We start from the raw sequence: 22,406 nt of genomic DNA on the forward strand, positions 1-22,406 counted from the left end.
GCCGCCACCCGCGACCCCGGTGGATTTGCCCACTCGGCAGGGGACGTCTCTGAACACGACCTGTATCAGTCCTGCAGGGCTTGCAGGGTGGCGTGGAGGTCGGTGGTGCGGGGCTGGTTGTGGGGAAGTTTGGCCAGGGCGGCGGCCATGCCGCAGGTGTTGGTGGCTGCGGAGAAGATCAGGCCGCCTCCGATGGCTGCGGAGAGCCAGCGGGCGGGGCGCCAGCGAGTACCCGCGGCGAGGCCGAGGATGACGAGGGATCCGGCGGCGAGGCGGACCTGGCGCTCCATGGGCCAGACGGATCGGGTGTTGTCGGGGCGGTGGAGAGTGTGGCCTTCGCCGGCCCATGCGGTGGTGCCGCCGATGAGGGTGGCGGCGGGGATGTCTGCGGCGGCGAGTTCGGTGCAGGCGGTGGCGGAGCGGTTGCCGGAGGCGCAGACCATGAGGAGGGTGCCGCGGGCGGCTGCGGCCTTGAGGGCGGGCAGGGCGGTGTGGAGGTGGTCGAGGGGGACGTTGTGGGCGCCGGGGAGGTGGCCGGAGGCGTATTCGCCGGGGGTACGCACGTCGATGACGGTGTAGTCGTCGAGGTGTGCGGCGGCCTGGGCGGGGAGGAGGGCGGTGGGGGTGGTCATGTGCGGGGTGGTCCTTCCGTGGTTCGGGGAGCGGTTGACCGCATCCCGTATGATACCCCTAGGGGTATTTATGGAGGTGGATGGTGGAGCTTGAGATGGCGGCCGACGAGCTGAAATCGGTCCTCAATCGGCTGCGACGGGCTCAGGGCCAGATCGCGGGGATCATCAAGATGATCGAGGAGGGCCGGGACTGCGAGGATGTGATCACGCAGCTCGCGGCGGTCTCCCGCGCGCTGGACCGGGCCGGTTTCGCGATCATCGCGACCGGTTTGCAGCACTGCATGGCCGAGGGCGGCCAGGCTGCCGGTGACCGCGATCAGATGCGGGCCCGACTGGAGAAGCTGTTCCTGTCCTTGGCCTGACGGTCGCGGTGGCTGTGGTGTTCATGCGATCACGTCGATCAGCATGAACACGGCCACCGCCAGGAGCACCCCGGCGAAGACCCTTTGCAGGCTGTTGCCGGAGACCTTGATGCTGAGGCGCTTGCCGTCCCAGGCGCCGAGGATCGCCGCTCCAATGAACGGTCCGATCAGCGCCCAGTCGAGGCCGCCTCCGGTCCCGGTTCGGGCGGTCAGGGCGGCGAGCGAGTTGACGGTGATGACCAGCAGGCTGGTACCTACCGCGCGTCGCATGGTCAGGCCGAGCACGCTCACCAGGGCCGGTACGGCGAGGAAGCCGCCGCCGACGCCGAGGAAGCCGGTCACCGCGCCGAGCCCGGCGCCTGCCCCGGCCGCCTTGCCGGGCCGTATCCGCGCCGGCGGCCGGGAGGAGGAGGGGCGGAACATCCGCACGGCCGCCAGTGCCGCGATCACCGAGAACGCGATGGTCAGGACCGCTTCGGGCGCGCTGCCGGAGGCTGCCCCCGCGAGGTGGGCGGGGATGATGCCGGCGGCGGCGAACAGCGATCCGACTCTCCAGGCGACGTGGCCGTCGCGTGCGTGGGTGTACAGGGCGGTGGCGGAGGTGGCGGCCACGATGATCAGGCTGGCGGTGGTGGCCGCGGACGGGCTGAAGCCGAGCAAATAGATCAGGGCGGGTACGGCCAGGACGCTGCCGCCGCCGCCCAGGGCTCCGAGGGCGAGGCCGACGACGGCCCCGGCGATGAGGGCGAGAACGAGGGCGGTCACGCTATCTGGCCGTGGTTCCCGCGTTCGTCGAGGACCGGGTGTCCGGCGGCGGCCCACGCGTTCATGCCGCCCTTGACGTCGACCGCCTGCGCTCCGCGCTGGGTGAGGAGTTTCGCGGCCTGCTGGGAGCGGTGTCCGCTGCGGCAGATCACCACCAGCGAACGGTCGGAGGCTTCGGCCGGCAAGTCGGCTCCCGCGACGAGTTTCGACAGGGGTACGTGGACGGCTCCGGGGGCGTGGCCCGCGTTCCACTCGGGCTTCTCGCGGACGTCGAGCAGGACGGCGTCCGGCATGTCGCCGCTGGTGCGGCTGCGGGCCTGGCCCACGCTGACGCGGGGCCGGCTGCGGCGGAAGAGGAACATCGAGTTCTCTCCTCTCCTTCTCGTGCGGTGGGCGGGATATCCGTCAGCCGGTGGTCAGGGGCAGGCCGGCGTCGGTGGCGGCGTCGAAGCCGTCGTCGACGGCGACGACGTCGCGGCCGGCGGCGTCCAGCAGGGACGCGGCGATCGCGGCCCGCATACCGCCGGCGCAGTGCACCCACACCGTCCCGGGCTGTACCTCCGCGAGGCGGCCGTACAGCTCGTGGATGGGGATGTGCACCGAGCCCTCGATCCATCCGTTCGCCCGCTCGGAGTCACGGCGCACGTCCAGGACCACCACATCACCGACGCCGCGTGCAGCGAGTCCCGCGAAGGTCGAGCGGGGGAAGGATGTCGGGGCCTGTCCGGCGGGCAACCAGGAGCCGGGTGCGCCGGTGGCGGCGGCGGCCGGACGGTCTATGCCCACCCGCACCAGTTCGCGCTGGGCGTCGGCGAGCTGTACGGCGGATTCGGCGAGCAGGGTGACCGGCTTGCCCCAGGGGATCATCCAGGCGAGGTAGGTGGCGAGCTTGCCGTCGGCCTCGAAGTTGAACGACCCGGCCACGTGTCCTTCGGCGAACGCGACACGGTTGCGCAGGTCGACGACCCACTCACCGGCCGCGAGGCGGGCAGCTATCTCGTCGGCGTCCGCGAGGGCGGGCGGGGTCAGGTCGAGCGGTCCGGGGCCGGCGGCGTTGGCCGGGCCCATGTGCGCGTAGTAGGCGGGCACGTCCTCCAGACCGGCCAGCAGGTCCGCGACGAAGCTGTCCACGTCGACGGTCAGTGCGGTGTTCGCGCTCTTCTCCTTGCCGATGGTGGTCTCCTCCCCCTCGGACTGGGCCGAGGAGCAGAAGCTGCCGAAGCCGTGGGTGGGCAGCACCGCCGTCTCGTCGGGAAGATCAGAGGCCAAGCGGTGGGCGGAGGCATGCTGGGCGCGGGCCAGCTGCTCGGTCAGGCGCGGCTCGACCAGGTCCGGCCGGCCCACCGTGCCGATCAGCAGCGAGCCCCCGGTGAAGACGACCACCGGCCGCCCCGCCTCGTGCAGTGCGTAGGAGGTGTGGTGCGGGGTGTGGCCCGGCGTCGCGATCGCCGTCAGCGTCACCCCGCTGCCGGGGTCGATCTCCACGCTGTCGCCGTCGGCCACGGGAACCCGGGCGAAGGTGACGTTCGCGCCGGACGGCACGAGGTACCGGGCTCCGGTGATCCGGGCGAGTTCGAGCCCGCCGGTGACGTAGTCGTTGTGGATGTGGGTCTCCACCACATGGGAGATCCGCACACCGCGCCGGGCGGCCGCCGCCAGGACGCGGTCGACGTCGCGCGGCGGGTCCACCGCCACCGCGGCGCTCTCACCGCCGGCCAGGTAGCTGCGGTTGCCGAGACTTTCCAGCTCGATGGTGTCGACGAAGAACACGCGGATAGTCCTTTCGTGAAAATTACCCCGGGGGGTAACTGCTTTCCACCGTAACACCAGTACCCCCGGGGGTATATTCCGGATGAGGAGTTCCTACCGGGTCGGGCACTCGGCGGACTCCGTACGAGCGCACCGGAGGAGGAGACCGGGGAACGGTCATGCCCTGCCCCCGGCCCACCGGGCGATCGAGAAGGACCGTTCCATCAACCTGCTGCTGCCCTGCAAGGAGCCGCGGCCGCCATGGCACGGAGCTCTTCTGCTGCCCGGCGGTTCAGTTGCTGCGGAGTGTCTGGGCGGGCTCAGGGTTCGGTGCTGCCCTGTCGGCCTTCCGAAGAAGGTGCGCGGGGCGAGCTCTTCTGGGCGGTGACGATGACTGCGGGGAGAAGCGCGAGGGCGAAGGCGGCGCCGCTGAGGGCGAGGATGGGGTAGCTGGCTGCTGCGACGACGATCCCGGAGGTCATGCCGCCGGTGGCTCCGGCGATGGCGATGGCGACGTCGACCGTGCCTTGTGTCTTGGCTCGCGTGGCCAGGGGGACGGCGTTGGTGATGATGGTGGTCCCGCCGACGAGGCCGAGGTTCCAGCCGATGCCGAGCAGGATGAGAGCGAGGGTGAGCAGGAGGACGGAGTCGGCGGGCGCGGTGGCGGCGAGGATGCCGGCAGCCAGCAGGGTCAGGCCGGAGGCGGCGGCCGTCGTGGTGGGGCCGTAGCGGTCGGTGAGTGCTCCGGTCAGGGGTGAGGGCAGGTACATCGCGCCGACGTGCAGGGCTATGACGAGGCCGGAGGCGGCAGTGCTGTGGCCGTGGTCGTGCATGTGCACGGGGGTCATCGTCATGATCGCGACCATGACGAGCTGGCTGAGGACCATCACGAGCACTCCCAGCGACAGGCTGGGGTGGCGGTGTGCTGCGGGATGCGAGACGTCGGGTGCCGGTCCTGTGCCCTCTGGTGCCTCCGGCTCGGCGGGGAGAGTTCGGGCGAGCAGAAGGGGGTCGGGACGCAGCCAGACCAGCAGGGTCAGGGCGGCCAGGGCGAACGCGGCGCTGGAGATGAGGAACAGGCCGCTCAGTGGGGGCAGTGCGAGGGCGGTGGCGAGGTGTCCGGCGGGGGCGGTGAGGTTGGGGCCGACGACGCCGCCCAGGGTGGTGGCTACCAGGACGGTGGACAGGGCGCGGGCGCGGTGGCGCGGGGCGGCGAGGTCGGCTCCGGCGTAGCGGGCCTGGAGGTTGGCCGCGGTGCCGGCGCCGTAGAGGAAGAGGGAGACGAACAGCAGGGCGGGGTTGTCGAGGGCGGCAGCGACGACGACTCCGGCACCGCCGATTGCGCCTGCGAGGTAGCCGGCGGCGAGGCCGGGGCGGCGCCCGCGGGTCTGGGAGATGCGGCCGATGGTGACGGCGGCGAGGGCGGAGCCTGCGGTGAGTATGGCGCTGGGCAGGCCGGCCAGGGTGGTGGAGTGGAGCATGTCCTGAGCCAGCAGGGCGGCAACGGTGACACCGGCCGCGAGGCCCACGCCGCTGAGGACCTGGGACGCCAGCAGGATGGCCAGGATGCGCTTTTGCGTCTCAGGTAGCGAAGGACCAGGAGGGGCCGATGGGGTGTCTGTCGGCCCGCTGGGTGGCGTGGCCGTGGTGTGGTGCATGGTGTCTCCGATACGGGCCCAGCGGTGGTGGGCGGGGTGTGCGTGACGTGCTGCCTGGCCGGCGCTGCCCGACGGGCGGTCCGTGTCGGTGAGCGGACACGGGAGCCGGTGAGGTCGGCGGGGCGTAGGTGTCGGCGGTGGCGGGCCGAGACCGCTGAGGATCTGGGGGGGGCGAGCAGCACGGTCAGGGTGTGCTTCTGCACCTCGGATATGGCGGGAGGGAGAGCGGCAGTGGGCGGAGCGCGGATGGGGGTCCGGAAGACAGGTGGGCCATGTGCTCTGTACTTTCGGGATACCGGGGCGGCGGGTTACCGGGCGGGAGGGTCCTGTGGTTGTCAGGCGGCGGCCAGGTGGGCCCGGGTCGGCAGAGCACAGGCGAAGTGAGCGGTGATCTGAGCCAGTTGCCGCTCATTGTCGTGGTCGAGGGCCATCGCGCCGTCCGGGGCGGTCGTGATGTGCCGGTCCAGGACGAACCGGCCCTGACAGACCTGGGCGCCGAGCGCGGTGAGGACCGGGCGCAGGGCGTAGTCGAGGGCCAGGACGTGGGCCGGGCTGCCGCCGGTGGCCAGGGGAAGCACCGGCTTCCCGTCGAACGCGTGCTGGGGCAGCAGGTCGAGGAAGGTCTTGAGCAGGCCGGAGTAGGCGGCGTTGTAGATGGGGGTGGCCACGACGAGGGCATCGGCCTCGGCAACCCGGCTCACGGCGCGGGCGAGAGACGGGTCGTGGATATCCGCCGCGAGCAGCGGTGCCGCAGGCAGGTCGCGCAGGGCCAGTACGTGGGCCCGGTGTCCGCGGGCCCGCAGGTCCGCGGTGGTGTGCTCGGCCAGGAAGGCGGTACGGGACGCACGGGAGGGACTGCCGGACAGGGCGAGGACGGTGGCCATGGGTACACCTCGAAAACTTCCGGAGGATCAGGGGGACTTGGCGGTGAAGGGTGATCGGTGTCCGCGGGCCCGCAGGTCCGGGGTGTTGTGGCCGCCGTCCCGCGTCAGCGCGGGCTGTCGGGCATGCCGTAGGCGTCGGCGATCAGCTCGATGGAGCGCAGCCGGGCCGAGATGGAGTGGCCGACACCGCCGATCATGAGTTCGTCGGCGCCGGAGTCCCGCTGGACCTGGTTGAGGTGGGCGGTGACCTGCTCGGCAGTGCCGTGCGGGACGTGGGTCAGCCAGCTGTCGACGGCCTGGCGTTCCTGGGCGTCGTAGGTGTAGGCGCCCACTTCTTCGGGGGACGGCAGCAGGTAGGACTTGCGCTGGAACATGCGGAGCATGGCGTGCGCGAGGGTGCCGGCCTGGCGGCGGGCCTCCCGCTCGTCGGTGGACGCCGCGACGGTGAAGCTGACCAGTGCGTACGGCTCGGCCAGGGCCTCGGACGGCGTGAACTGCTCGCGGTACAGGCGCAGGGCGGCCACGACATCGCGGGGGTTGAAGTGCGCGGCGAAGGCGAACGGCAGGCCGAGCCGGGCTGCGAGCTGTGCCGAGTAGCCGGACGAGCCGAGGAGCCACACCGGCAGGCGGCCGGTGGAGGGGGTGAGGCCGTTGAGCCGGTCCTGGGCGGGCCCGGGCACGGCGTAGACGCGGTCGGCGTAGGGGTGCTCGGCGGGGAAGTCGTCGCCCAGGAAGTGCAGGAGTTCGGTGACCTGCCGGGGGAAGTCCTCGGCACTGCTCGCGCCGCGGCGCAGGGCTTCGGCCGTGGCGTGGTCGGTGCCTGGCGCGCGGCCGAGGCCCAGGTCGATGCGGCCGGGGGCGAGGGCGTTGAGCATGCCGAACTGTTCGGCGACGACCAGGGGCGGATGGTTGGGCAGCATGATCCCGCCGGCGCCGAGGCGCAGTCTGCTGGTCTCCGCGGTGAGGCGGGCCAGCAGGACGGGTGGGCTGGAGGTGGAGACGCCGGGCATGGCGTGGTGCTCGTTCATCCAGTAGCGGGTGAAGCCGCGCCGGTCGGCGAGCCGGGCGAGTTCGATGCTGCCGGCCAGCGCCTCGGCGGCACTCTGGCCGGTGCCGGTCATGGCGGAGTCCAGTACGGACAGGGCGGCGGGGGCGGAGCCATGGCGGGTGCCGCGGATGGGGTCGGTCATGGTGGTGCGGTCCTTTGGTTTCGAGGTGTGCGGCGCGTGGGGGCGCCGGCCGACAGCGGTGGCAGTTCCTGTCGGCCGATGCCCGGCTGTCCGGCGTACGCGTGCGACGCAGGTGGTTCAGCCGCGGACGCCGAAGTCGACGCGATCGGTGAGGCCCACGGCGGCAAAGGCGGCGACGAGCTCGTCGCGGCCCTCGGTGAAGTGGGCCCAGCTGTCGAAGTGGACGGGCACGATGCGGCGGGCGCCCAGGATGCGGGCGGCCTCGGCGGCCTGAGCGCTGTCGAGGGTGAGCAGCGCGCGGTCCAGGACGGGGGTGCGGACCGCGCCGGCGAACAGCACGGCGGTGTCCACCGCGCCGAATCGGTCGGCGATCTCCTGGACGAGGGAGAGCTGGGCGTTGTCGCCGCTGACGTAGACGGTGGGCAGGCCGTCACCGCTCAGGACGAATCCGACGACCTCGCCGACGACGGGCTCGAGGTCCACGCGTGCTCCGGGGCCATGCAGGGCCGGGACGCCGGTGACGGTGATCGTGCCGCCCCCGGGGCGCTCCAACTCAATGGACTCCCAGTCCTTCAGGGGGCGTGATGTGCCGCCCAGCCGGCCCGCGCCACTGGGCGTGGTCAGGGTCAGGGGGACACCGGCGAGCAGGGCCCGGCCAGAGGCGTCGAGGTTGTCGTCGTGCTCGTCGTGCGACAGCAGCACCACATCGATGCGGCCCAGGTCGGCGGGCGTGGCAGAGGCGGGCGCGGTCTTGGCCAGCCCCGAGGGGTAGGTGCCGGGGGCGTCGAAGGTCGGGTCGGTCAGGAACCGCAGCCCGCCGTACTCGATGAGCGCGGTCGGACCGCCGAAGACACGGACGGGGACCTGCGCGCTGGACGTGCTGGTTATTGCCATGACGACATCACCTCACGGATAGATTGGCCTACATCCGTGACTGTAGGCGTTTGTCACGGATGAAGGCAAGCTGTAACGTGAGGAGCGTGACTGAGACCGATTCCCCCGCCGCCGTCGAGACCGCCGGCCCCGGGCTCCCGCCGGCACCGGGCGCTGAGCGCTACCCCGCGCTCGACCTCGTCAACAGCGCCGTCGCTCTGCCGGGCGGCCAGTTCCTCGACTCATTGGGTACGCCTTCGGGCGCCAACCAGTGGCTGGTCGACCACGACCTGGCCCCTGCGGACGCCGGCTTGCAGGAGATCTGCGCGGCTCGTCTGCGTTCCCTGCGCGAACAGGTACGGGTCTTGCTAGCTGCCCAGGTCGGCGGTCACCCCGCCCCCGCCACCGCGATGGCTGCCGTCAACGATGCCCTCACCCGGGTCCCCACCGCCTCCCCGCTCGGCTGGGACGCGGTCCGCGGCATGCACCGCACCGCCCCGCACCCGATCGACCAGATCGTCGACCAGGCCCTGGGCATCCTCGCCGCCGATGCCGCCGACCTGCTCACCGGGCCCGACGCCGAACGGCTGACAGCCTGCCCCTCCTCCCCCTGCAACCGCTATCTGCTCCGTGCCGGGCGCCGCCACTGGTGCTCGGTCCGCTGCGGCGACCGGGCCCGCGCCGCCCGCGCCTACGCCCGCCGCACGCAGGCCACCGCCGACTGAGTTCGGCCACCCCCGCCCCGCCGCCGGTTCACCGGACTCGCGCCGGGGCGTGGCTTCGCACGCCCTCGACCCCCGGCATGGACGGCGACACCTCGCCCTCCATCCGGTCATTCCCACGATCGACGAAGGACCATCACCTCTCATGACGGCCACATTCACCCTGCTGACCACCGGCTACGACAGCCTCGACGCACGTAACGCGGACCGCGACGGCCGCGAGAAGCCGTGGCACGTCGCCTCGACCGTCGGCCTTCTGCGCGACGGCGACACGATCGTCGTTGTCGACCCCGGCATGGTCGAGGACCGCAAACTCATCCTCGACCCGCTCGCCGCCGCCGGAATCAGCCCCGAGCAGGTGACCGACGTGGTCTTCAGCCACCACCACCCCGATCACACCCTCAACGCCGCCCTCTTCCCCCACGCGCGCGCCCACGACGTCTGGGCCGCGTACCACAACCACCTCTGGTACGACCGGCCTGCCGACGGATACCAGCTCTCCCCCTCGATCCGCCTGATCGAAACGCCCGGCCACACCCCCCAGGACATCTCCACCGTCGCGGAAACCGCCGAAGGCACCGTCGTCCTCACCCACGCCTGGTGGAGCGTCCACGGCCCCGCCGAAGACCCCACCTCCGACGACCACGAGGGGCTGCGCGCCTCCCGCCGCAAGATCCTCGCCCTCAAGCCCGCACTGATCGTCCCCGGACACGGAGAGCCCTTCGTCCCCGACGAGAACACCCCCATCTGAACCACAGAAATCAACCCGCACATCGGCTTCGCAGTTTCGGTGTGGCGTTGGGTGAGGGCGTTTCGGGGGACGTCGGCCTCAATGGCGAGGACGACGACGGCCAGGGCTCCATTGGAGCGCTCTGGGCAGCCGGTGAGGATGCGGTGGCTGGCCGCGCGGATGCGGTCGCGTTCATCCCGCCGTCGAACGCCGGAGTCACTCCAGGCAAGCAACAGGCTGCCTCATGTCGATGGTCGGCCTGCGCTCAACCAGGTTTGTCATACACGGTTCAGCGAACGATCACGCCACAAGAATTGGGGTCTAGTAGGACGCCCCAGGTCTCAGCCCCGGCGGCCGGAGCCCGGCCGCACCGTCACCTGCACCTCCGTCCCGTCGGACGCCCACACGCGCACCTGTCGTGCCTGCCCGGGCGGCACACGTCGGGCGCTGGGGTGTGCCGTGCGGCCCGACACCTCGATCCGCCAGCCGGTGGTGTTCGGCGGCAGGGACAGCACGGTGGTGCCGGGACGGCGAGTCGACCGGTAGGCGAGGCGGTACGTCGCGCGGGCCGGGTCGTGGGTGTCGGCGCGCACGGTGCCCGCGACCGCCGGGGCGTACGGCGTGACAGTGCGCTCCTTGTTCGTACGGAAGCGGCCGTCGCGGTCGAGGGCGCAGTAGCCGCCGCCGTAGCACCAGACGTAGGCGGCCCAGCCCGAGGAGTAGCGGGTGAAGGAGGCGAGCGCGTCGTCGTGAAAGCGGCGCATGTTCGGCAGGCCGCTGTTCAGCGGGCCCCACTCTCCCACCACGACGGGAACCGAGTGCTCGCGCGGGTATGCGGTGACGGCGTTCTCGTACGCCGTGATCCAGCCGGCCGCCGGGTCGTAGTCGGCGCCCGCCTCCATCGGGGTGTTGTAGAAGTGCGGGGCGTAGACGACGCGTTCGTCGGGGATGCGGCCCAGGCCGGTGGGCACGCCTTCGCCGACGATCGGGGTCGGCTCGATGAACAGGTGGTTCGAGCGGTCCCGGGTGCGGATGGCGGCGGCCAGGCGCCGGTACATCGGGGTGAGCTGTGTCGCCTCGATGCGGCGTGCGGCACTCGCCAGGTCCTCGCCCGTGCGCAGTTCCCCCATCGGCTCGTTGATCAGGTCGTAGCCGAACACCGCGGGGTGCCCGCCGAAGCGGTCCGCCAGCAGGCGCCACATGCGAGCCTGCGCGCGCCGCAGGTCCGCGTCCTCGTAGAGATGGGTGAAGGCGCGCTGGACGGCGGGTTCGAAGTACTCGGCGAACCAGTCGCCGGGGTGCGGGGTGAACGGCAGCCCGTCGGCCCGCGTCGCCCACGCCGGGATCCCGCGGTGGCCGAACGCGGGCCCGAACACGTCCTGGTGGGCGTCGATGACGACGTGGACACCGTGCTCGTGCGCCCAGTCGAGGATGCGCCGGATCTTGCGCAGGTACGACTCGCTGTAGCGCCCCCGCCGCGGCTCCAGGTCGTCCCAGAAGACCAGCAGGCGGGCGAAGTTGAAGCCGTGGGCCCGCAAGTCGGCGAAGTGCCGCTCGGTGATCGCGCTGAGGGCGTCCGGGCCGTGGTGGATCTTGTCCTCGACGTTCCAGCCGCGCAGGGTGAGTGTGCGTCCGCGGGCGTCAGTGAGGCGAGGTATACCGTCGGCCGTGGGGGCGGTTGCGGACCCGCTGCCGGAAGTGGCCCCCGTGACGGCGCCGGAATCGGTACCGGGGCGCCCACTCTCCACTGTCCCCGAAGCGGCCGGAGCCAGGCCCGCCCCGAGCAGGGCGGTGGCGATCAGGGTGATCAGGGCCACCGGGCCGAGGTGCTGCCGCGTGAAACGCTTGCCCATGACGGACCTCCGGCACTCGGGGACGCGCGGTCACGTACGTGTGTCCGCTCGGCACGCACCGTACGTATCAGGAACCGCTTGCACAGGCCAGCGAAGTGACGACGCGGCGGCCGGGAATCTCCCACCGCCTCGATGAGGGCGCCATCAAACTCACCCCAGCCAACCGAGCGCTGGAAGTGCCACAGCGGGCGCGCCGGGCGGGCGAAGCGGCCACCGTAGGGCGCGGGTCGGTGGCCCGGCGCCGGGGTGCGCCGAGGAGCGCGAACGCTACCTGCTGTACGGCGCCGCCACCGCCGACATCACACCGTGCGCCTTCTGGCCGCACACCCCCGCCGAACCGCCGGTGAAGATCGACGCCGAGGGCCTCCGAAACGTGCTGCTCCTGCAGAACCGGCGGGACGCGTCGACCCCGCACCGAGGCGGGAAGACGCTGCGCGAGAAGTTCGACGACCGGGCGCGGCTGGTCAGCGTCGACGACAGCGGGCACGGCGTGTACGTCCTGGGCCCCCGAGGGCCGTCAACGTGGGTCGCCCGTATCGGACAGAAGTGTGTGGAGACGCCGCATCACGTCGACCTGGGCCGGATTGTAGAGATCGGTAATGGCTGTGCCGATGGTGCGAGCGGTGTGCTGCCGACCGCGCGGAGCGTCCGAGGCGAGGTCGCTCAGCCCGGGATGCTTGACCCGGAGACCTCGGACGTAAGGCACGAGACGCTCGGCGAGACTCTGGCGTGCCTGCTCGTCCGCATCGGCGGGAAGCTCGTCCAATTCGCGTGCCACCGGCTGCGGCTCCTCATGGAGCAAGTCCGCGTAGGCGTCCATCCCACTGGGGCCGAGGACCGTACCGAGGACAGTGACGAAAGAGCGGTCGGGGTCAGGGAGCTCTGCTGTCTCGTCCAGGGAGGCGAGGCGGAGGGGAAGATCGGCCGTGGCCGTTCTGCGCATGAGGGCGCCGACCTCGGCGCGGGCGTGTTGCAGACGTTCGATGGTGGCGGCCAACTCCTCGTCGAGAGCCCGTAGATCACGCGGGTCCGGGTCGGACCCCGGGCCGTCACGCATCTCCGCGATCTGGGAGAGGGAGAACCCCAGAGCGGCGAGGCGCTTGATCCGGAGGAGTCGGACGAGATGTTGGACGCCGTACTGCTTGTACCCGTTGGAGCGGCGCTCCGGCTCGTCAAGCAGGCCGATGGCGTGGTAGTGCCGTACGGCCCTGAGGCTGGTGCCGGCCAGCTCCGCCATCTCCCGGGTGCTCCACGCCATGATCGATGTCTCCCTCACCGTCCGGTGCAGTCGGCGCGGTCGCGCCGTGGGCCCATTGAAAACCATGACGCAACGGCAGGCCCGCGCAGGGGAGAGCGCGCTCCCGCAGCAGGTCGTGGAGAGTGTTGGACGGTTCGGTTCACGGCCGAGTCGGCCCGGCGGGTGGTGTGGGGCCGGTGGAGAGGACGTGGTCGACGGCGGCGTCGAGGGTCTCGGTCTCGGCGATGAGGACGGATTCGCGGGTGGGCAGGGCGCGTTCGACCGAGAGTCCGTTCCGGATCACAGGCCGTTCGCTGCCTGACCGACGAGCAGCGAGCCGACGCCGCCGGCACCGCCTTCGACCCGGCCGCCCCCGGGGGCAAACCCCTGCCGCGACTGCTGAGCGATGCCGCCGCGTTCACCGACGGCCGCGTCAGACACCAGGGCAAGGCGTTCCTGGCCAGCTTGTCCACCGACAACGTGGCCCGCGACATCGGCCAGGTTCGCTCCGCGCTCGGCGAGGACAAGATCACGTACTACGGCTTGTCCTACGGCACCGTGGTCGGCCCCATGTACGCCACCTTGTTGCCTCACCGCGTCCGCCAGATGGTGCTCGACGCGCCCGTCGACACGAACCAGTGGTTCGGCAACTCCCTCCCCTTCCAGCACGACGTCGCCGTTGCAAGCGACAACTGATCGACACCCTGGAAGCGAAGCCACTGAACATCGCACCCGCCAAAAGCGCTACCCCGGGCGGTGAACTCGACGGCACCATGGCCCTCGATGCCACCCGAGCCCTGGCCGGCGACCAGCAACTGCCGTGTGGGCATACCCCGGTCGGCATCGCCGCCCACACGACCGCAGCCACCAAGGCCGTCGCTGAGGCCAGGCGTGTCGGGACCCGGGCCGCCTACTCCGCCCTGAACTGCTCCCGGTGGCCCGCGCCGAACAAGGACCGCGTCACCAAGCCGCTCACAGGCGCTGGTACGCCCCCGGCACTGGTGGTCGCGGGCCGACTGGCTCCGGTCACTCCCCACCACTGGGCCGAGAACATGACGCGAACCCTGGACTCTACGGCCCTGCTCACGCATGAGGGAGTCGGACACGGCTCCTACGGCACCAACTCGTGTGTCGATAGCGCAGTTGACGCCGCCCTCATCTACGGCACCCACCCCGCCGACGGCACCGTATGCAAGACGGACACGCCCGCCACCACCCGCCCTCTTGTCTCCGCGAACCATTGAGTCGCGGCCGGTCTCACCCGTGTACGACTAGGCCCTCAGAAGTGTGCCGTAACGTCACCAGTTTCACGGCTCGAACCGAAGGTAGTAGTCACAACAGGAAGGCAAAGCAGCAGGGAATTCGCTCACTGACATACACCGGAGTGGTGAACGCCTGGCCGTCTGCGTCTTCTATGCCATGAAAGCGATTTGGGGAAGACTGCGGGTGAAAGGTGAGGGGGGAAATTGCCTGCTGTTTCTTTCCGCGTCACAAGAATTCCCCCACCCTGCTACGACTGACCTATAGGTGAACCACCATGCCCATGACTCTCGCCCAGAAGCTGTACCTGCTCTGCTACACCGTCAAGAAGGAGAAGTTCCAGCTCGACAATATTCAGGGGCGCGGCCAACTATTACGGGCCGGAGCGATGACCGAGCTGGCCCGCGACGGATTGCTGGATGCCACCGGGGGGAAGGTCCGGCGACTCCCCGGCAACCCGCCGGAGGACCCGTTCACCACCGCAGTCTGGTACGACCTGCCTCAGGACAAGCCCAGGGGCTGGCTCAAGTTCCTGCACAACAAGGCCCACACTGCCGAGACCCCGATTCGCGACCAGTTGCTCGCCTCCGGGGACATCGTCATGACGCGGGAGAAGAAGCTGGGGGCCATCTCCATCGACCGGGTCTCCGTGGTGCGACCGGACCTGGTGCGCGCTCTCCAGGCCCGGGTGCGCGCGACCGTCTTCGACAACCCTCCCGCCGAGGACCTGACGGACGAACTCGCCATGGCGGTCCTGGCCGTGGAGCTGGAACTGGCCACCGTGTGGAGCAAGGAAGACCGCCGGGCCCACAAGGCCGGCCTCACTGCGCATGCGGCGCGGTTCGACGCCTTCGTCCCCGGCCTTCGCAAGGCGCTGCGCGACTCCTATCTCGCGAGCCGGGCCGTGGGAGGCGGCTGGAGCGCCTGAATCGAAGTGCCACCGCGACGAGAAACGCCCCAGGAAAGCTGCGACCGCAACACGTGATCAGGAGTGATCGATGTCCCATCCCCAAGGCGAGCACGGCCCCTCCTCGACCAAAGGCAGGAACCCCGGGAACACGCCGCCTCCCGCCCCGCGGCCGCCCATGCTCGAGTCCATGGGCGGCGCGGCGGGCTTCGTCCACTCGACCGTCCCGGTCGCGGTGTTCGTGATCGCACTCGCTTTGCTGTCGACGAAGGCGGCCTTGATCGCGGCCGTCGCGACCGGCGCGGTGCTTACCCTGGCCCGGCTGGTGCGCGGGGAACGCCTCCTCGCCGCCTCCGGCAGCCTGACCGGCGTTCTGGTCGCGGCAGGCATCGTCGCGCTCACCGGTTCCGCCAAGGACTTCTTCCTGCTGGGTATTTGGGTGGCCTTCGCCGGTTTCCTCGCCACCTTCGGTTCGTTCCTTTTCCGCCACCCCCTGAGCGGCGTGGCGTGGAACCTCCTGCACGGGGGAGCGCACGCCTGGCGCGAGGACCGTCAGGTTCTGCGGGCACACGACATCGCCACCCTCGCAGCGGCAAGCGTCCTCGGAGCCCGGTTCGTGGTGAAGCAGTGGCTCTACGTGCACGACGCCACCGGCTGGCTCGCCTTCGCGAAGATAGCCATGGGCACCCCCCTCACCGTGGTGGCCGCGCTGGTCGTCGCCTGGGCCTTCCGCACAACGTCGAAGCGCCTGGTGCCCGGCCGACCGGCCGAGACGATCGCTCAGCAGGAGGCCTGACTCCCGCCTCGCCACGACGTGTTCAGGTAGCGAGCCGTCATATCCCCTCAGCGAAGAAAGGGCCTCTGGATGTCGATCGGCCATACGCACGCGGAGACGGTGAGGGAACTCGGAGCCTTCGAGCGGACCATCGATCTCTATATGCACCGAAACCCCGTCCAGTTCTCCCTGGTCGCCGAGATCAACCGGAAGGTGTCCCGGCAGACGCTGGCGCGGGCACTGCGGGGTGTGCAGGCACTGCACCCGCTGCTTCGCGTCTCGGTCGACCGCCGAGCTCCCCAGGCCCGATACCGCTGGGCGGAGGGCCCGGTCAGGATCGAAACCACCGCCGAGGGAACTCCCTGGCAGGCGGTTGTCGCCGGCGAGCAGTCGCGCCCCATGGCGCCGGAGCCCGGCCCACTGATACGCGCCGTACTGATTCCCGCGGAGACCGGCAGCTTCATCGTGCTGACCTTCGCCCACCAGATCACCGACGGCACCGGCGGCATGCGCGTGGTGACGGAACCTGCCGTCCTGATCCATCCTGATCCGTCCAGGGCACCGAACTCCATCTCCCACCACGACACACAGGAGCGACCATGCAGACGCCTGCCGGTACCGACGCCCACGACGAAGTCAGCACCGCCTTGCTGACCGAGCTGCGGTCCCGTATATCACCGGACCGTGTACTCACCGACGGACCGGAGTACGCACGAGCCGTGGCGCTGTTCAACGCGGCGGTGGATGTCCGCCCATCTGTCGTCGTGCGGTGCGCGACCACCGCCGACGTGCAGGCCGGAGTACGCGCGTCTCGTAACCATGGGGTACCGCTGTCCGTGCGCGGCGGGGGTCACGACTTCTGGGGCCGGGCGTTCCGTCCCGGGGGGCTGGTTCTCGATCTGACCGACATGAGGGAAGTACAGGTCGACGTCAACCACCGTTACGCGACGGTGGGTGGCGGGGCGCTCTCGTCCGACGTCGTCTCGGCCGCCGAGCGGGCGGGCCTGACTGCCGTCACCGGAACGGCGGGCTCCGTCGGAATGGTCGGCCTCACGCTCGGCGGCGGGTACGGTCCCCTCCTCGGGCAGTTCGGACTCGCAGCCGACAACCTGCTCGGCGCCGAAGTCGTCCTGGCCGACGGTTCACGGGTGAACACCGACGCCGAACATCATCCGGACCTCTTCTGGGCGTTGCGCGGCGGCGGCGGCAACTTCGGTGTCGTGACCTCGGCGCGGATCCGTCTGCACCCGGTGCCGACAGTGGTGTCGGGAACCATCTTGTATCCGGTCGCCCAGAGCGCGGGCGTCCTGGCCGACCTCGGTGGGATCCTTCAGGACAGTCCGGACGAGCTGACCGTAGACGTGGGGTTCCTTCCCGGTCCGGACGGCAAGCCGACGGTGTACGTCGCGCCGACCTGGTCGGGGGAGCTTGAGGTGGGGAACGCCGAGAACGGGCCGGTGCGTGCGCTGGCCAGGCTCGGTACACCCGTGCTCGCCGAGGTGGGACCTGTCGCCCGTTCCGCGACGCTGGCCGCGACGGACGCCATGTTCCCACCCGGGCGGATGGGCGCGATCCGCACGCGAACCGTCCAGAGCGTCTCCAGCTCCGTCGCGACCGTCCTGGACCGAGCCGCCCAGGAGTTCACCTCACCGTTCTCCGCGATCGTGTGGCACCAGTTCCATGGTGCCGCCGCCCGCCCGCCTCTCGGCTCGACGGCTTTCGGCCGACGCGAACCGCACCTGATGGTCGAGCTGATCTCCATGTGGGAGAGCGGCGAGAGCAACGACCACGCAGGACGCGCCGTCGGCAGCTCACCCCACCTGCGCTGGCTGGAAGAGCTGCACGCGGCGCTCGAACCGTTCTCATTGCCGGGCGGCTACGTGAATTTCCTGGGGCCGGAGACTCCCGACCAGGTTGCGAACTCCTACGGGCCGAACACCCAGCGCCTGCTGGCACTGAAGTCTGCGTTCGACCCGGATTCCGTCTTCGCCGCCACCCCGCTCCCCTTCGGGAAGGCCGACACCGACTCCACGTCCGGCTGAGGCGAAGGCGGCATCGCCACTCTTCGCGTCGGTGACGTCCTCACCGTCCGGCACCGCCGCATCGCCTGTACCACCACGGCCTGGCTCCTCCACCACACGGCCTCCGAGGTAGGAACGGTCGGGATGGACACTCGCGCCACCACTACGGAAGCGCAGCAGAGACCTCCGATACGAGCGACATCCGAGCGTCAAGGACCTCCAGAGGCGTCACCTGTGCGAGCACCTCGCCCACGCATTCGCAGACACAAAAAACGCAGGTCAGGGCCCCTTGCCAGCAGGCTCCAGAATCGCCATGCACTCCACATGACGCATCATCGGAAACCTATGCAGCTTCCCGACTCATCCGGGTCGGCTACTCCCGTTCGTCACAGTGCGGGGAATGGCGTGACGCGCCGGACGATGCCGACTCTCCGGCATCGTGCCTCACGCCGACAAAGCGGGCCCCTCTATGACATCCCCTGCGTTCGGAAGTGCGGAGTACGCGCCACCGTAGTGCCCATCAGTGCTCTGACCTGCGCCGAACAAGCCAACCGGTGTCTACCCGTCAGAACTCGGCCGGTAGACACCAGAGCAGGCCCCCGGCGGTGCGGCCGGGGGCCTGACGCGTGGAAGTGCTTCGAAAATCGCAGACCTACCCGGCCCGGCCTGCACCCCAAGACGTAGCGGAGGTCGTCGTCAGTCATTGCCGCTGCGCGCTGAGGCGCTCTGGCCGGCTGCGTGCAGGCTGCCACTTCAGGGCCGCGCGCAACGCCGGGATCTGCATGTTGTCAGGCAACGTGGCCGCTGCTGCGTACGTCTGCGGCCGTAGCCCCGACGTGCTGGTCGGCCTAGTAGGAGAGATCCTTCTGCTCGGTGATCAGGCGGCCGGCGATGCGCAGGTTGCCGTCGGAGTCGAGCACCGCGATGATCTTCTTCGTCCGGCCGTGGTAGGTCGTGAAGTAGACCTTGTCCGCCTCCTGAGAGGTGGACATGTTCGTGTTCACGGCGAGCTCGATGCTCACCGGCGAGCTGATCATCACATCCTTCTTGGGGGAATTCTGGTAGACCTGGTTCGGCCGCAATTTGATGCGGCCGTGGGTGTCGCCCTCGTCCCAGTCCGACGCCAGTCCGAGATCAATGTCAGCCATGAGGCTTCCTCTCAAGTCCCGGCGGGCCATACCTCTGCGCACGGGCCGCAACCACGTCGCTCCCTGCATGCGGCCCGGACGAGAGGAACCCGCCCCCAGTGGAAGATCTTCCCTGTTCAGCGGCACCGGTGCCATCCGGATGAGTTCGCAATATAGACAGACTGACTACCTGTCAGCATAGAGCCGTACACATACTTTTTTTCTGGATCATCGGGCATATCGCTTTAGTTCAGTTCAGAGGCTTTCGCCGGAGAAAGAGGAATACGCTTTTCCGTTCTGGCGGGTGGAAGGTGGGGTTCTTGCGACGGCTACGCGGCTTCTGCGGGGCCGGGCCGGTCTTGTCCTTCGCGGGGGCGCCGGACACCGCCCCCGCGAGGCCTCGGCGTTCGAGAGCTGCCGGGAGACCTCGACTGCCCCGAACGGCAGCAAGCCCGGCAAGCGGTGGGCTGTGGAGGTGAGCTGGAGCTCTGGCTCACCTTCTTCCGCCGAACATCGCCGCCGGGTCGTTCTACCGCTCATGTCGCACGAGGCACGGCAGTTCCCTTCGGGGAACGGTCGCAACGACCGCTCCCCGAATGCTTGCTCAACGGGTCCATTTAAAGGGTGTTGCAGAAGGCCGTGATCAGGCAGGTCGGAGCGGGAGCCTGGGGCTGTGCGGTCATGCGGCGAGGGCGAGGTTGTGCATGCGGGCGACGGCCTGGACGGCGTGGTGGAGTCCGTCGCCGCGCTGCCGGCAGTCGCGGAGGATCTTGTAGTTCTTCATGCGGGAGAAGGTGTGCTCGACGCGGGCGCGGACCTTGCGATGCTGCGCGTTGTCCTCCTCCTCGCCCTTGAGTAGCGGGCGTCCGGGGCGTTTGCGGTGCGGGACGATCAGGCCAGTGTTGATGTAGGCGCCGTCACCGAGAACCGTCACGCCCTCGCAGTGCTCGGCCAGGCCGGAGTCCCGCCAGGCCTTCGCGTCCGCCGTGTTGCCGGGCACCGGACGGGCCGCAGCCACCACCAGGCGGGTCTCCGCGTCCACGATGACCTGCACGTTCGCCGAGAACCGGTAGTTACGGGAGGACGCACCGACCTTGCGGTCGCGGACCGGGACGAGGGTGCCGTCCACGATCCACAACCGGTCGGTGGCATCGGCGCAGGCACGGGCCGGCTCGAGTGCGAGCAGCGGGCCGAGCCGCTGGATCACCCGGCACACGGTCGCCGGCGAAACGCCGAACAGCGGGGCGAGCTGCCGCATGGTGAGGTTCGTGCGGTAGTACACGGCCACCAGCAGGACCCGCTCGGCCAGCGGAAGCCGCCACGGACGACCCCAGCCACATCCCTCGCCACCGCGCTCCCGAACCGCCCTCAACAGCCGACCGAACTGATCGACCCGCAGACCAGTGAACGTCTCCACCCACACCCGCTCGGCCCTCAACACCCCAGCCATACAACGGATATGCCCAGTTCACGGCCTTCTGCAACACCCTTTAAGGGCCGTCCCGTAACTGCCCCGGCGTGGGTGGTCCATGGGTAGCCCGTCGCTCTCAAGCGGTGAGTTGAGAGACTCCTTTCATGGGATCTTGGGGAACCTTGGGGCCGGCGCTGCTGTCTCTGGCAGGCGTTGCGCTCGGCGCGGGCGGGTCACTATTTGGCCAGTACCTGGTGTCACGAGCGAGCGCGCGGCAGCTTGAGATACAGGAGTCGGCCGCGCACCGTGCGGAGTTGAAGAACGTGATCCTGAAGTTCCTGAGCATCGCCTCGCAGGTGGAGAAGGCCGCGTTCACGCGCCCGTCCAATGGCGGGACCGCAGCGGATCCCGTGCTCGATCAGTTCGTCGATGACCTGTGGCTTGCGCAGGCGGAGATCGACCTGGCGGCCAGAAGCGAGCCCCTGCGGGGCGCTACGTATCGTTACGCGGCGCGTCTCGCTGAGGCTGCCCGAGGCGAGATAGCCGACGTGTCGGCACTACGGGGTCCGCAGGTGCAGTTCATGGACGCTGCGTATGACGACCTGTGGCCCGGGCAGCGACGCGCGGCCGGGGATTTCCCGGCACCTCCGTGAGGCGGGACGGCGGGTGAGACGATCTTGCCGTGGCTGGTGTGATCACGGCGTCGGAGCCCTCCTGGATAACCCCGTTCTCCGGGCTGAGCCCGTCCTGCTTCCGCAAGCTGATCACCGCGTTGCGCCGCGAAGGCGCGGAGCCGGTGCGCAAAGGCCGCCCCTGGAGCCTGCCACTGGAGGACCGCGTACTGCTGGTGACGGCGTACCGACGCACGGACTTGACGCTGCGCCGGCTGGCCCCGCTGTTCGGCATCTCGAAGTCCGCGGCCGACCGCATCATCGACCATCTCGGGCCGTCGCTCGCGCTCCGGCCCTGCAAGCGGTTCCGCAAGGACACGGTGCTCATCGTGGACGGCACCCTCGTCCCTACCCGCGACCACACGATCGCCGAACAGTCCAGGAACTATCGACACTCCACCAACCACCAGGTCGTCATCGATGCCGACACCTGTCTGGTCGTCGTGGTCGGCCAGCCGTTGCCGGGCAACCGGAACGACTGCAGGGCGTGGCAGGAATCTGGGGCCAAGGCCGCCGTCGGCAAGACCATGACGATCGCCGATGGCGGCTATCCGGGCACCGGACTCGTGATGCCGCGCCGCCGCCGGGCCGGTGAGGATCTGCCCGGCTGGAAGCAGGACCACAACCGTTCGCACAAGCAGGTCCGGGCCCGTGTAGAGCACGCCTTCGCCCGCATGAAGACATGGAAGATCCTCCGCGACTGCCGCCTCAAGGGCGACGGCGTCCACCACGCCATGCTCGGCATCGCCCGGCTGCACAACCTCACCCTCACTGGATAGACGAGCAAACTACCCAGCGACTGACCGTGTCCGCAGCGACTCAAGGATCGTCCAAGAGGCGGCACTTAAAGATCGACAGCGTGGAACGATAGTCACCATGTCTGGTCAAGTGTGGGTGTCACTCATATCGTTGGGCGGCGTCGCGCTCGGTGGCGCGCTGTCCTTCCTCGTCCAGTTCACGACGCAGCGTTCGGCGGAGCGAACGGAGCAGCGGCGGCAGCAGACCGAGTTGTCGGAGGCCCGGCGTGCGGAGCGGCTTACGCTGCTGGAGCGGTTCGTCGAGGTGGGGGCCGAGGCGGAGCGCGCGGCCTTCAGCCGACCGCACGAGTGGGACGACACGACCCCTTGGTTCCTCACGACCCGAGACACCATGAACAGACTCTGGGTCGCGGAACGGCTGATCCGTATCCAGTTTCCGCTGCCCGTGCACGACGCGGCACGCAAGTACTTCCTCGACCTCAACCGGACCGTGTGGGAAGGCTTGCCCGACGGTGAGAGCGTGCGCGACTACCTGGAGGACAACAGACTGGCCTTTCTCGACGCGGCCCGAGCGGTCATGGGATAGCCCACTGCGGGCCTCGAAGGTCGCTTGCGGACAGCCCTTAGGTCTGCGAGCTTGGGCGGACCGTGAACCAGCTCGCGGTGATCGAGCCCATGACTCGCCGTCTCGTCGGCGAAACCACCCACAACTGGCGCGAAACCTGGATCCCGGCACGGCACCAGACCCCACCGCAGGAGCTAACGCTCAGTGACTAGACTCGGCGAACCAGCCGCTGGCGCCGTTCAGGGTAGTGCAGGAT

At 69.8% G+C, this 22,406-nt stretch carries 25 protein-coding genes and 1 pseudogene; 13 read left to right on the forward strand and 13 right to left on the reverse strand.

The features are described 5' to 3' along the window. Nucleotides 1-65: 65 nt before the first annotated feature. Nucleotides 66-632, reverse strand: coding sequence for a rhodanese-like domain-containing protein (locus ACRAKF_RS04720; protein WP_447035531.1), 567 nt, complete (start codon nt 630-632; stop codon nt 66-68). An 83-nt stretch (nt 633-715) separates the two neighbouring features. On the opposite strand from ACRAKF_RS04720, the gene ACRAKF_RS04725 reads away from it, so the two are divergent. Beyond that, nucleotides 716-994 carry a metal-sensitive transcriptional regulator gene (locus ACRAKF_RS04725; protein ID WP_190167802.1) on the forward strand — a complete coding sequence of 93 codons (279 nt, stop codon included), beginning with the start codon at nt 716-718 and terminating at the stop codon, nt 992-994. A 21-nt stretch (nt 995-1,015) separates the two neighbouring features. On the opposite strand, the gene ACRAKF_RS04730 is transcribed toward ACRAKF_RS04725, so the two are convergent. The 7 genes from ACRAKF_RS04730 to ACRAKF_RS04760 form a co-directional block, all read right to left on the reverse strand. Further along, a complete protein-coding gene (locus tag ACRAKF_RS04730; RefSeq protein ID WP_447035532.1) occupies nt 1,016-1,759 on the reverse strand; it encodes a sulfite exporter TauE/SafE family protein in 744 nt (247 codons plus the stop codon). Continuing rightward, complete coding sequence (locus ACRAKF_RS04735; RefSeq protein WP_447035533.1) at nt 1,756-2,121, reverse strand: rhodanese-like domain-containing protein; 366 nt, start codon at nt 2,119-2,121, stop codon at nt 1,756-1,758. Before ACRAKF_RS04735 ends, ACRAKF_RS04730 begins: the two co-directional genes overlap by 4 nt. 43 nt (nt 2,122-2,164) lie before the next feature. After that, the gene (locus tag ACRAKF_RS04740) at nt 2,165-3,529 is read right to left on the reverse strand and encodes an MBL fold metallo-hydrolase (protein ID WP_447035534.1); all 1,365 of its coding nucleotides are present in this window, start codon (nt 3,527-3,529) and stop codon (nt 2,165-2,167) included. Between the two features lie 299 nt (nt 3,530-3,828). Further along, complete coding sequence (locus ACRAKF_RS04745; protein ID WP_447035535.1) at nt 3,829-5,166, reverse strand: MFS transporter; 1,338 nt, start codon at nt 5,164-5,166, stop codon at nt 3,829-3,831. 335 nt (nt 5,167-5,501) lie between these two features. Beyond that, the gene (gene ssuE / locus ACRAKF_RS04750; RefSeq protein ID WP_447035536.1) at nt 5,502-6,050 is read right to left on the reverse strand and encodes an NADPH-dependent FMN reductase; all 549 of its coding nucleotides are present in this window, start codon (nt 6,048-6,050) and stop codon (nt 5,502-5,504) included. Nucleotides 6,051-6,154: 104 nt separating this feature from the next. Then, nucleotides 6,155-7,240, reverse strand: coding sequence for an LLM class flavin-dependent oxidoreductase (locus ACRAKF_RS04755; RefSeq protein ID WP_447035537.1), 1,086 nt, complete (start codon nt 7,238-7,240; stop codon nt 6,155-6,157). A 117-nt stretch (nt 7,241-7,357) separates the two neighbouring features. After that, on the reverse strand, nt 7,358-8,134 hold the full coding sequence (locus ACRAKF_RS04760) for an MBL fold metallo-hydrolase (RefSeq protein WP_447035538.1): 777 nt from the start codon (nt 8,132-8,134) through the stop codon (nt 7,358-7,360). Nucleotides 8,135-8,220: 86 nt separating this feature from the next. Between ACRAKF_RS04760 and ACRAKF_RS04765 the strand changes: the two genes are divergently transcribed. Both ACRAKF_RS04765 and ACRAKF_RS04770 read left to right on the forward strand, forming a co-directional pair. Continuing rightward, on the forward strand, nt 8,221-8,838 hold the full coding sequence (locus ACRAKF_RS04765) for a CGNR zinc finger domain-containing protein (protein ID WP_447035539.1): 618 nt from the start codon (nt 8,221-8,223) through the stop codon (nt 8,836-8,838). Nucleotides 8,839-8,980: 142 nt separating this feature from the next. After that, nucleotides 8,981-9,586: an MBL fold metallo-hydrolase gene (locus tag ACRAKF_RS04770; RefSeq protein ID WP_447035540.1), complete on the forward strand. Its 606-nt coding sequence runs from the start codon at nt 8,981-8,983 to the stop codon at nt 9,584-9,586. Nucleotides 9,587-9,906: 320 nt separating this feature from the next. On the opposite strand, the gene ACRAKF_RS04775 is transcribed toward ACRAKF_RS04770, so the two are convergent. Next, nucleotides 9,907-11,418, reverse strand: coding sequence for a cellulase family glycosylhydrolase (locus ACRAKF_RS04775; RefSeq protein ID WP_447035541.1), 1,512 nt, complete (start codon nt 11,416-11,418; stop codon nt 9,907-9,909). 298 nt (nt 11,419-11,716) lie between these two features. On the opposite strand from ACRAKF_RS04775, the pseudogene ACRAKF_RS04780 reads away from it, so the two are divergent. Next, a pseudogene (locus ACRAKF_RS04780) lies at nt 11,717-11,905 on the forward strand (alpha/beta hydrolase); the annotation flags it as partial. Nucleotides 11,906-11,935: 30 nt separating this feature from the next. Here the strand turns inward: ACRAKF_RS04780 and ACRAKF_RS04785 are convergent. Together ACRAKF_RS04785 and ACRAKF_RS04790 are read right to left on the reverse strand one after the other, a co-directional pair. Beyond that, entirely contained in the window at nt 11,936-12,676 is a 741-nt protein-coding gene (locus ACRAKF_RS04785) for a MerR family transcriptional regulator (protein WP_447035542.1), read from the reverse strand. Between the two features lie 139 nt (nt 12,677-12,815). After that, complete coding sequence (locus ACRAKF_RS04790; protein WP_447035543.1) at nt 12,816-12,959, reverse strand: hypothetical protein; 144 nt, start codon at nt 12,957-12,959, stop codon at nt 12,816-12,818. Nucleotides 12,960-13,120: 161 nt separating this feature from the next. Between ACRAKF_RS04790 and ACRAKF_RS04795 the strand changes: the two genes are divergently transcribed. The 6 genes from ACRAKF_RS04795 to ACRAKF_RS04820 all read left to right on the forward strand — a co-directional run bounded on the left by ACRAKF_RS04795 (nt 13,121) and on the right by ACRAKF_RS04820 (nt 17,639). Then, nucleotides 13,121-13,351 (forward strand): alpha/beta fold hydrolase, encoded by a 231-nt coding sequence (locus ACRAKF_RS04795; RefSeq protein ID WP_447035545.1) that lies wholly within the window; start codon nt 13,121-13,123, stop codon nt 13,349-13,351. Nucleotides 13,352-13,428: 77 nt separating this feature from the next. Then, nucleotides 13,429-13,899, forward strand: a complete 471-nt coding sequence (locus ACRAKF_RS04800) for an alpha/beta hydrolase (RefSeq protein WP_447035546.1) — start codon at nt 13,429-13,431, stop codon at nt 13,897-13,899. Between the two features lie 293 nt (nt 13,900-14,192). Then, complete coding sequence (locus tag ACRAKF_RS04805; RefSeq protein WP_447035547.1) at nt 14,193-14,843, forward strand: GOLPH3/VPS74 family protein; 651 nt, start codon at nt 14,193-14,195, stop codon at nt 14,841-14,843. Nucleotides 14,844-15,012: 169 nt separating this feature from the next. Continuing rightward, on the forward strand, nt 15,013-15,618 hold the full coding sequence (locus ACRAKF_RS04810) for a DUF3159 domain-containing protein (RefSeq protein WP_447035548.1): 606 nt from the start codon (nt 15,013-15,015) through the stop codon (nt 15,616-15,618). A 69-nt stretch (nt 15,619-15,687) separates the two neighbouring features. Continuing rightward, nucleotides 15,688-16,251 carry a hypothetical protein gene (locus tag ACRAKF_RS04815; protein ID WP_447035549.1) on the forward strand — a complete coding sequence of 188 codons (564 nt, stop codon included), beginning with the start codon at nt 15,688-15,690 and terminating at the stop codon, nt 16,249-16,251. Next, nucleotides 16,197-17,639, forward strand: coding sequence for an FAD-binding oxidoreductase (locus ACRAKF_RS04820; protein WP_447035550.1), 1,443 nt, complete (start codon nt 16,197-16,199; stop codon nt 17,637-17,639). The genes ACRAKF_RS04815 and ACRAKF_RS04820 overlap by 55 nt, the downstream gene beginning before the upstream one ends. Nucleotides 17,640-18,466: 827 nt before the next feature. On the opposite strand, the gene ACRAKF_RS04825 is transcribed toward ACRAKF_RS04820, so the two are convergent. Together ACRAKF_RS04825 and ACRAKF_RS04830 are read right to left on the reverse strand one after the other, a co-directional pair. After that, nucleotides 18,467-18,766: a DUF6342 family protein gene (locus tag ACRAKF_RS04825; RefSeq protein ID WP_404752185.1), complete on the reverse strand. Its 300-nt coding sequence runs from the start codon at nt 18,764-18,766 to the stop codon at nt 18,467-18,469. Nucleotides 18,767-19,424: 658 nt separating this feature from the next. Next, on the reverse strand, nt 19,425-20,195 hold the full coding sequence (locus ACRAKF_RS04830; RefSeq protein WP_431330040.1) for a transposase family protein: 771 nt from the start codon (nt 20,193-20,195) through the stop codon (nt 19,425-19,427). Nucleotides 20,196-20,320: 125 nt separating this feature from the next. Here ACRAKF_RS04830 and ACRAKF_RS04835 point away from each other — a divergent pair, with 125 nt between their 5' ends. The 3 genes from ACRAKF_RS04835 (at nt 20,321) to ACRAKF_RS04845 (ending at nt 22,171) form a co-directional block, all read left to right on the forward strand. Continuing rightward, the gene (locus tag ACRAKF_RS04835; protein WP_447035551.1) at nt 20,321-20,809 is read left to right on the forward strand and encodes a hypothetical protein; all 489 of its coding nucleotides are present in this window, start codon (nt 20,321-20,323) and stop codon (nt 20,807-20,809) included. A 29-nt stretch (nt 20,810-20,838) separates the two neighbouring features. Beyond that, complete coding sequence (locus tag ACRAKF_RS04840; RefSeq protein ID WP_447035552.1) at nt 20,839-21,606, forward strand: transposase; 768 nt, start codon at nt 20,839-20,841, stop codon at nt 21,604-21,606. A gap of 97 nt (nt 21,607-21,703) precedes the next feature. After that, nucleotides 21,704-22,171 (forward strand): hypothetical protein, encoded by a 468-nt coding sequence (locus tag ACRAKF_RS04845; RefSeq protein WP_447035553.1) that lies wholly within the window; start codon nt 21,704-21,706, stop codon nt 22,169-22,171. Nucleotides 22,172-22,406: the final 235 nt, after the last annotated feature.

Source organism: Streptomyces sp. DSM 118878 (assembly GCF_052936595.1).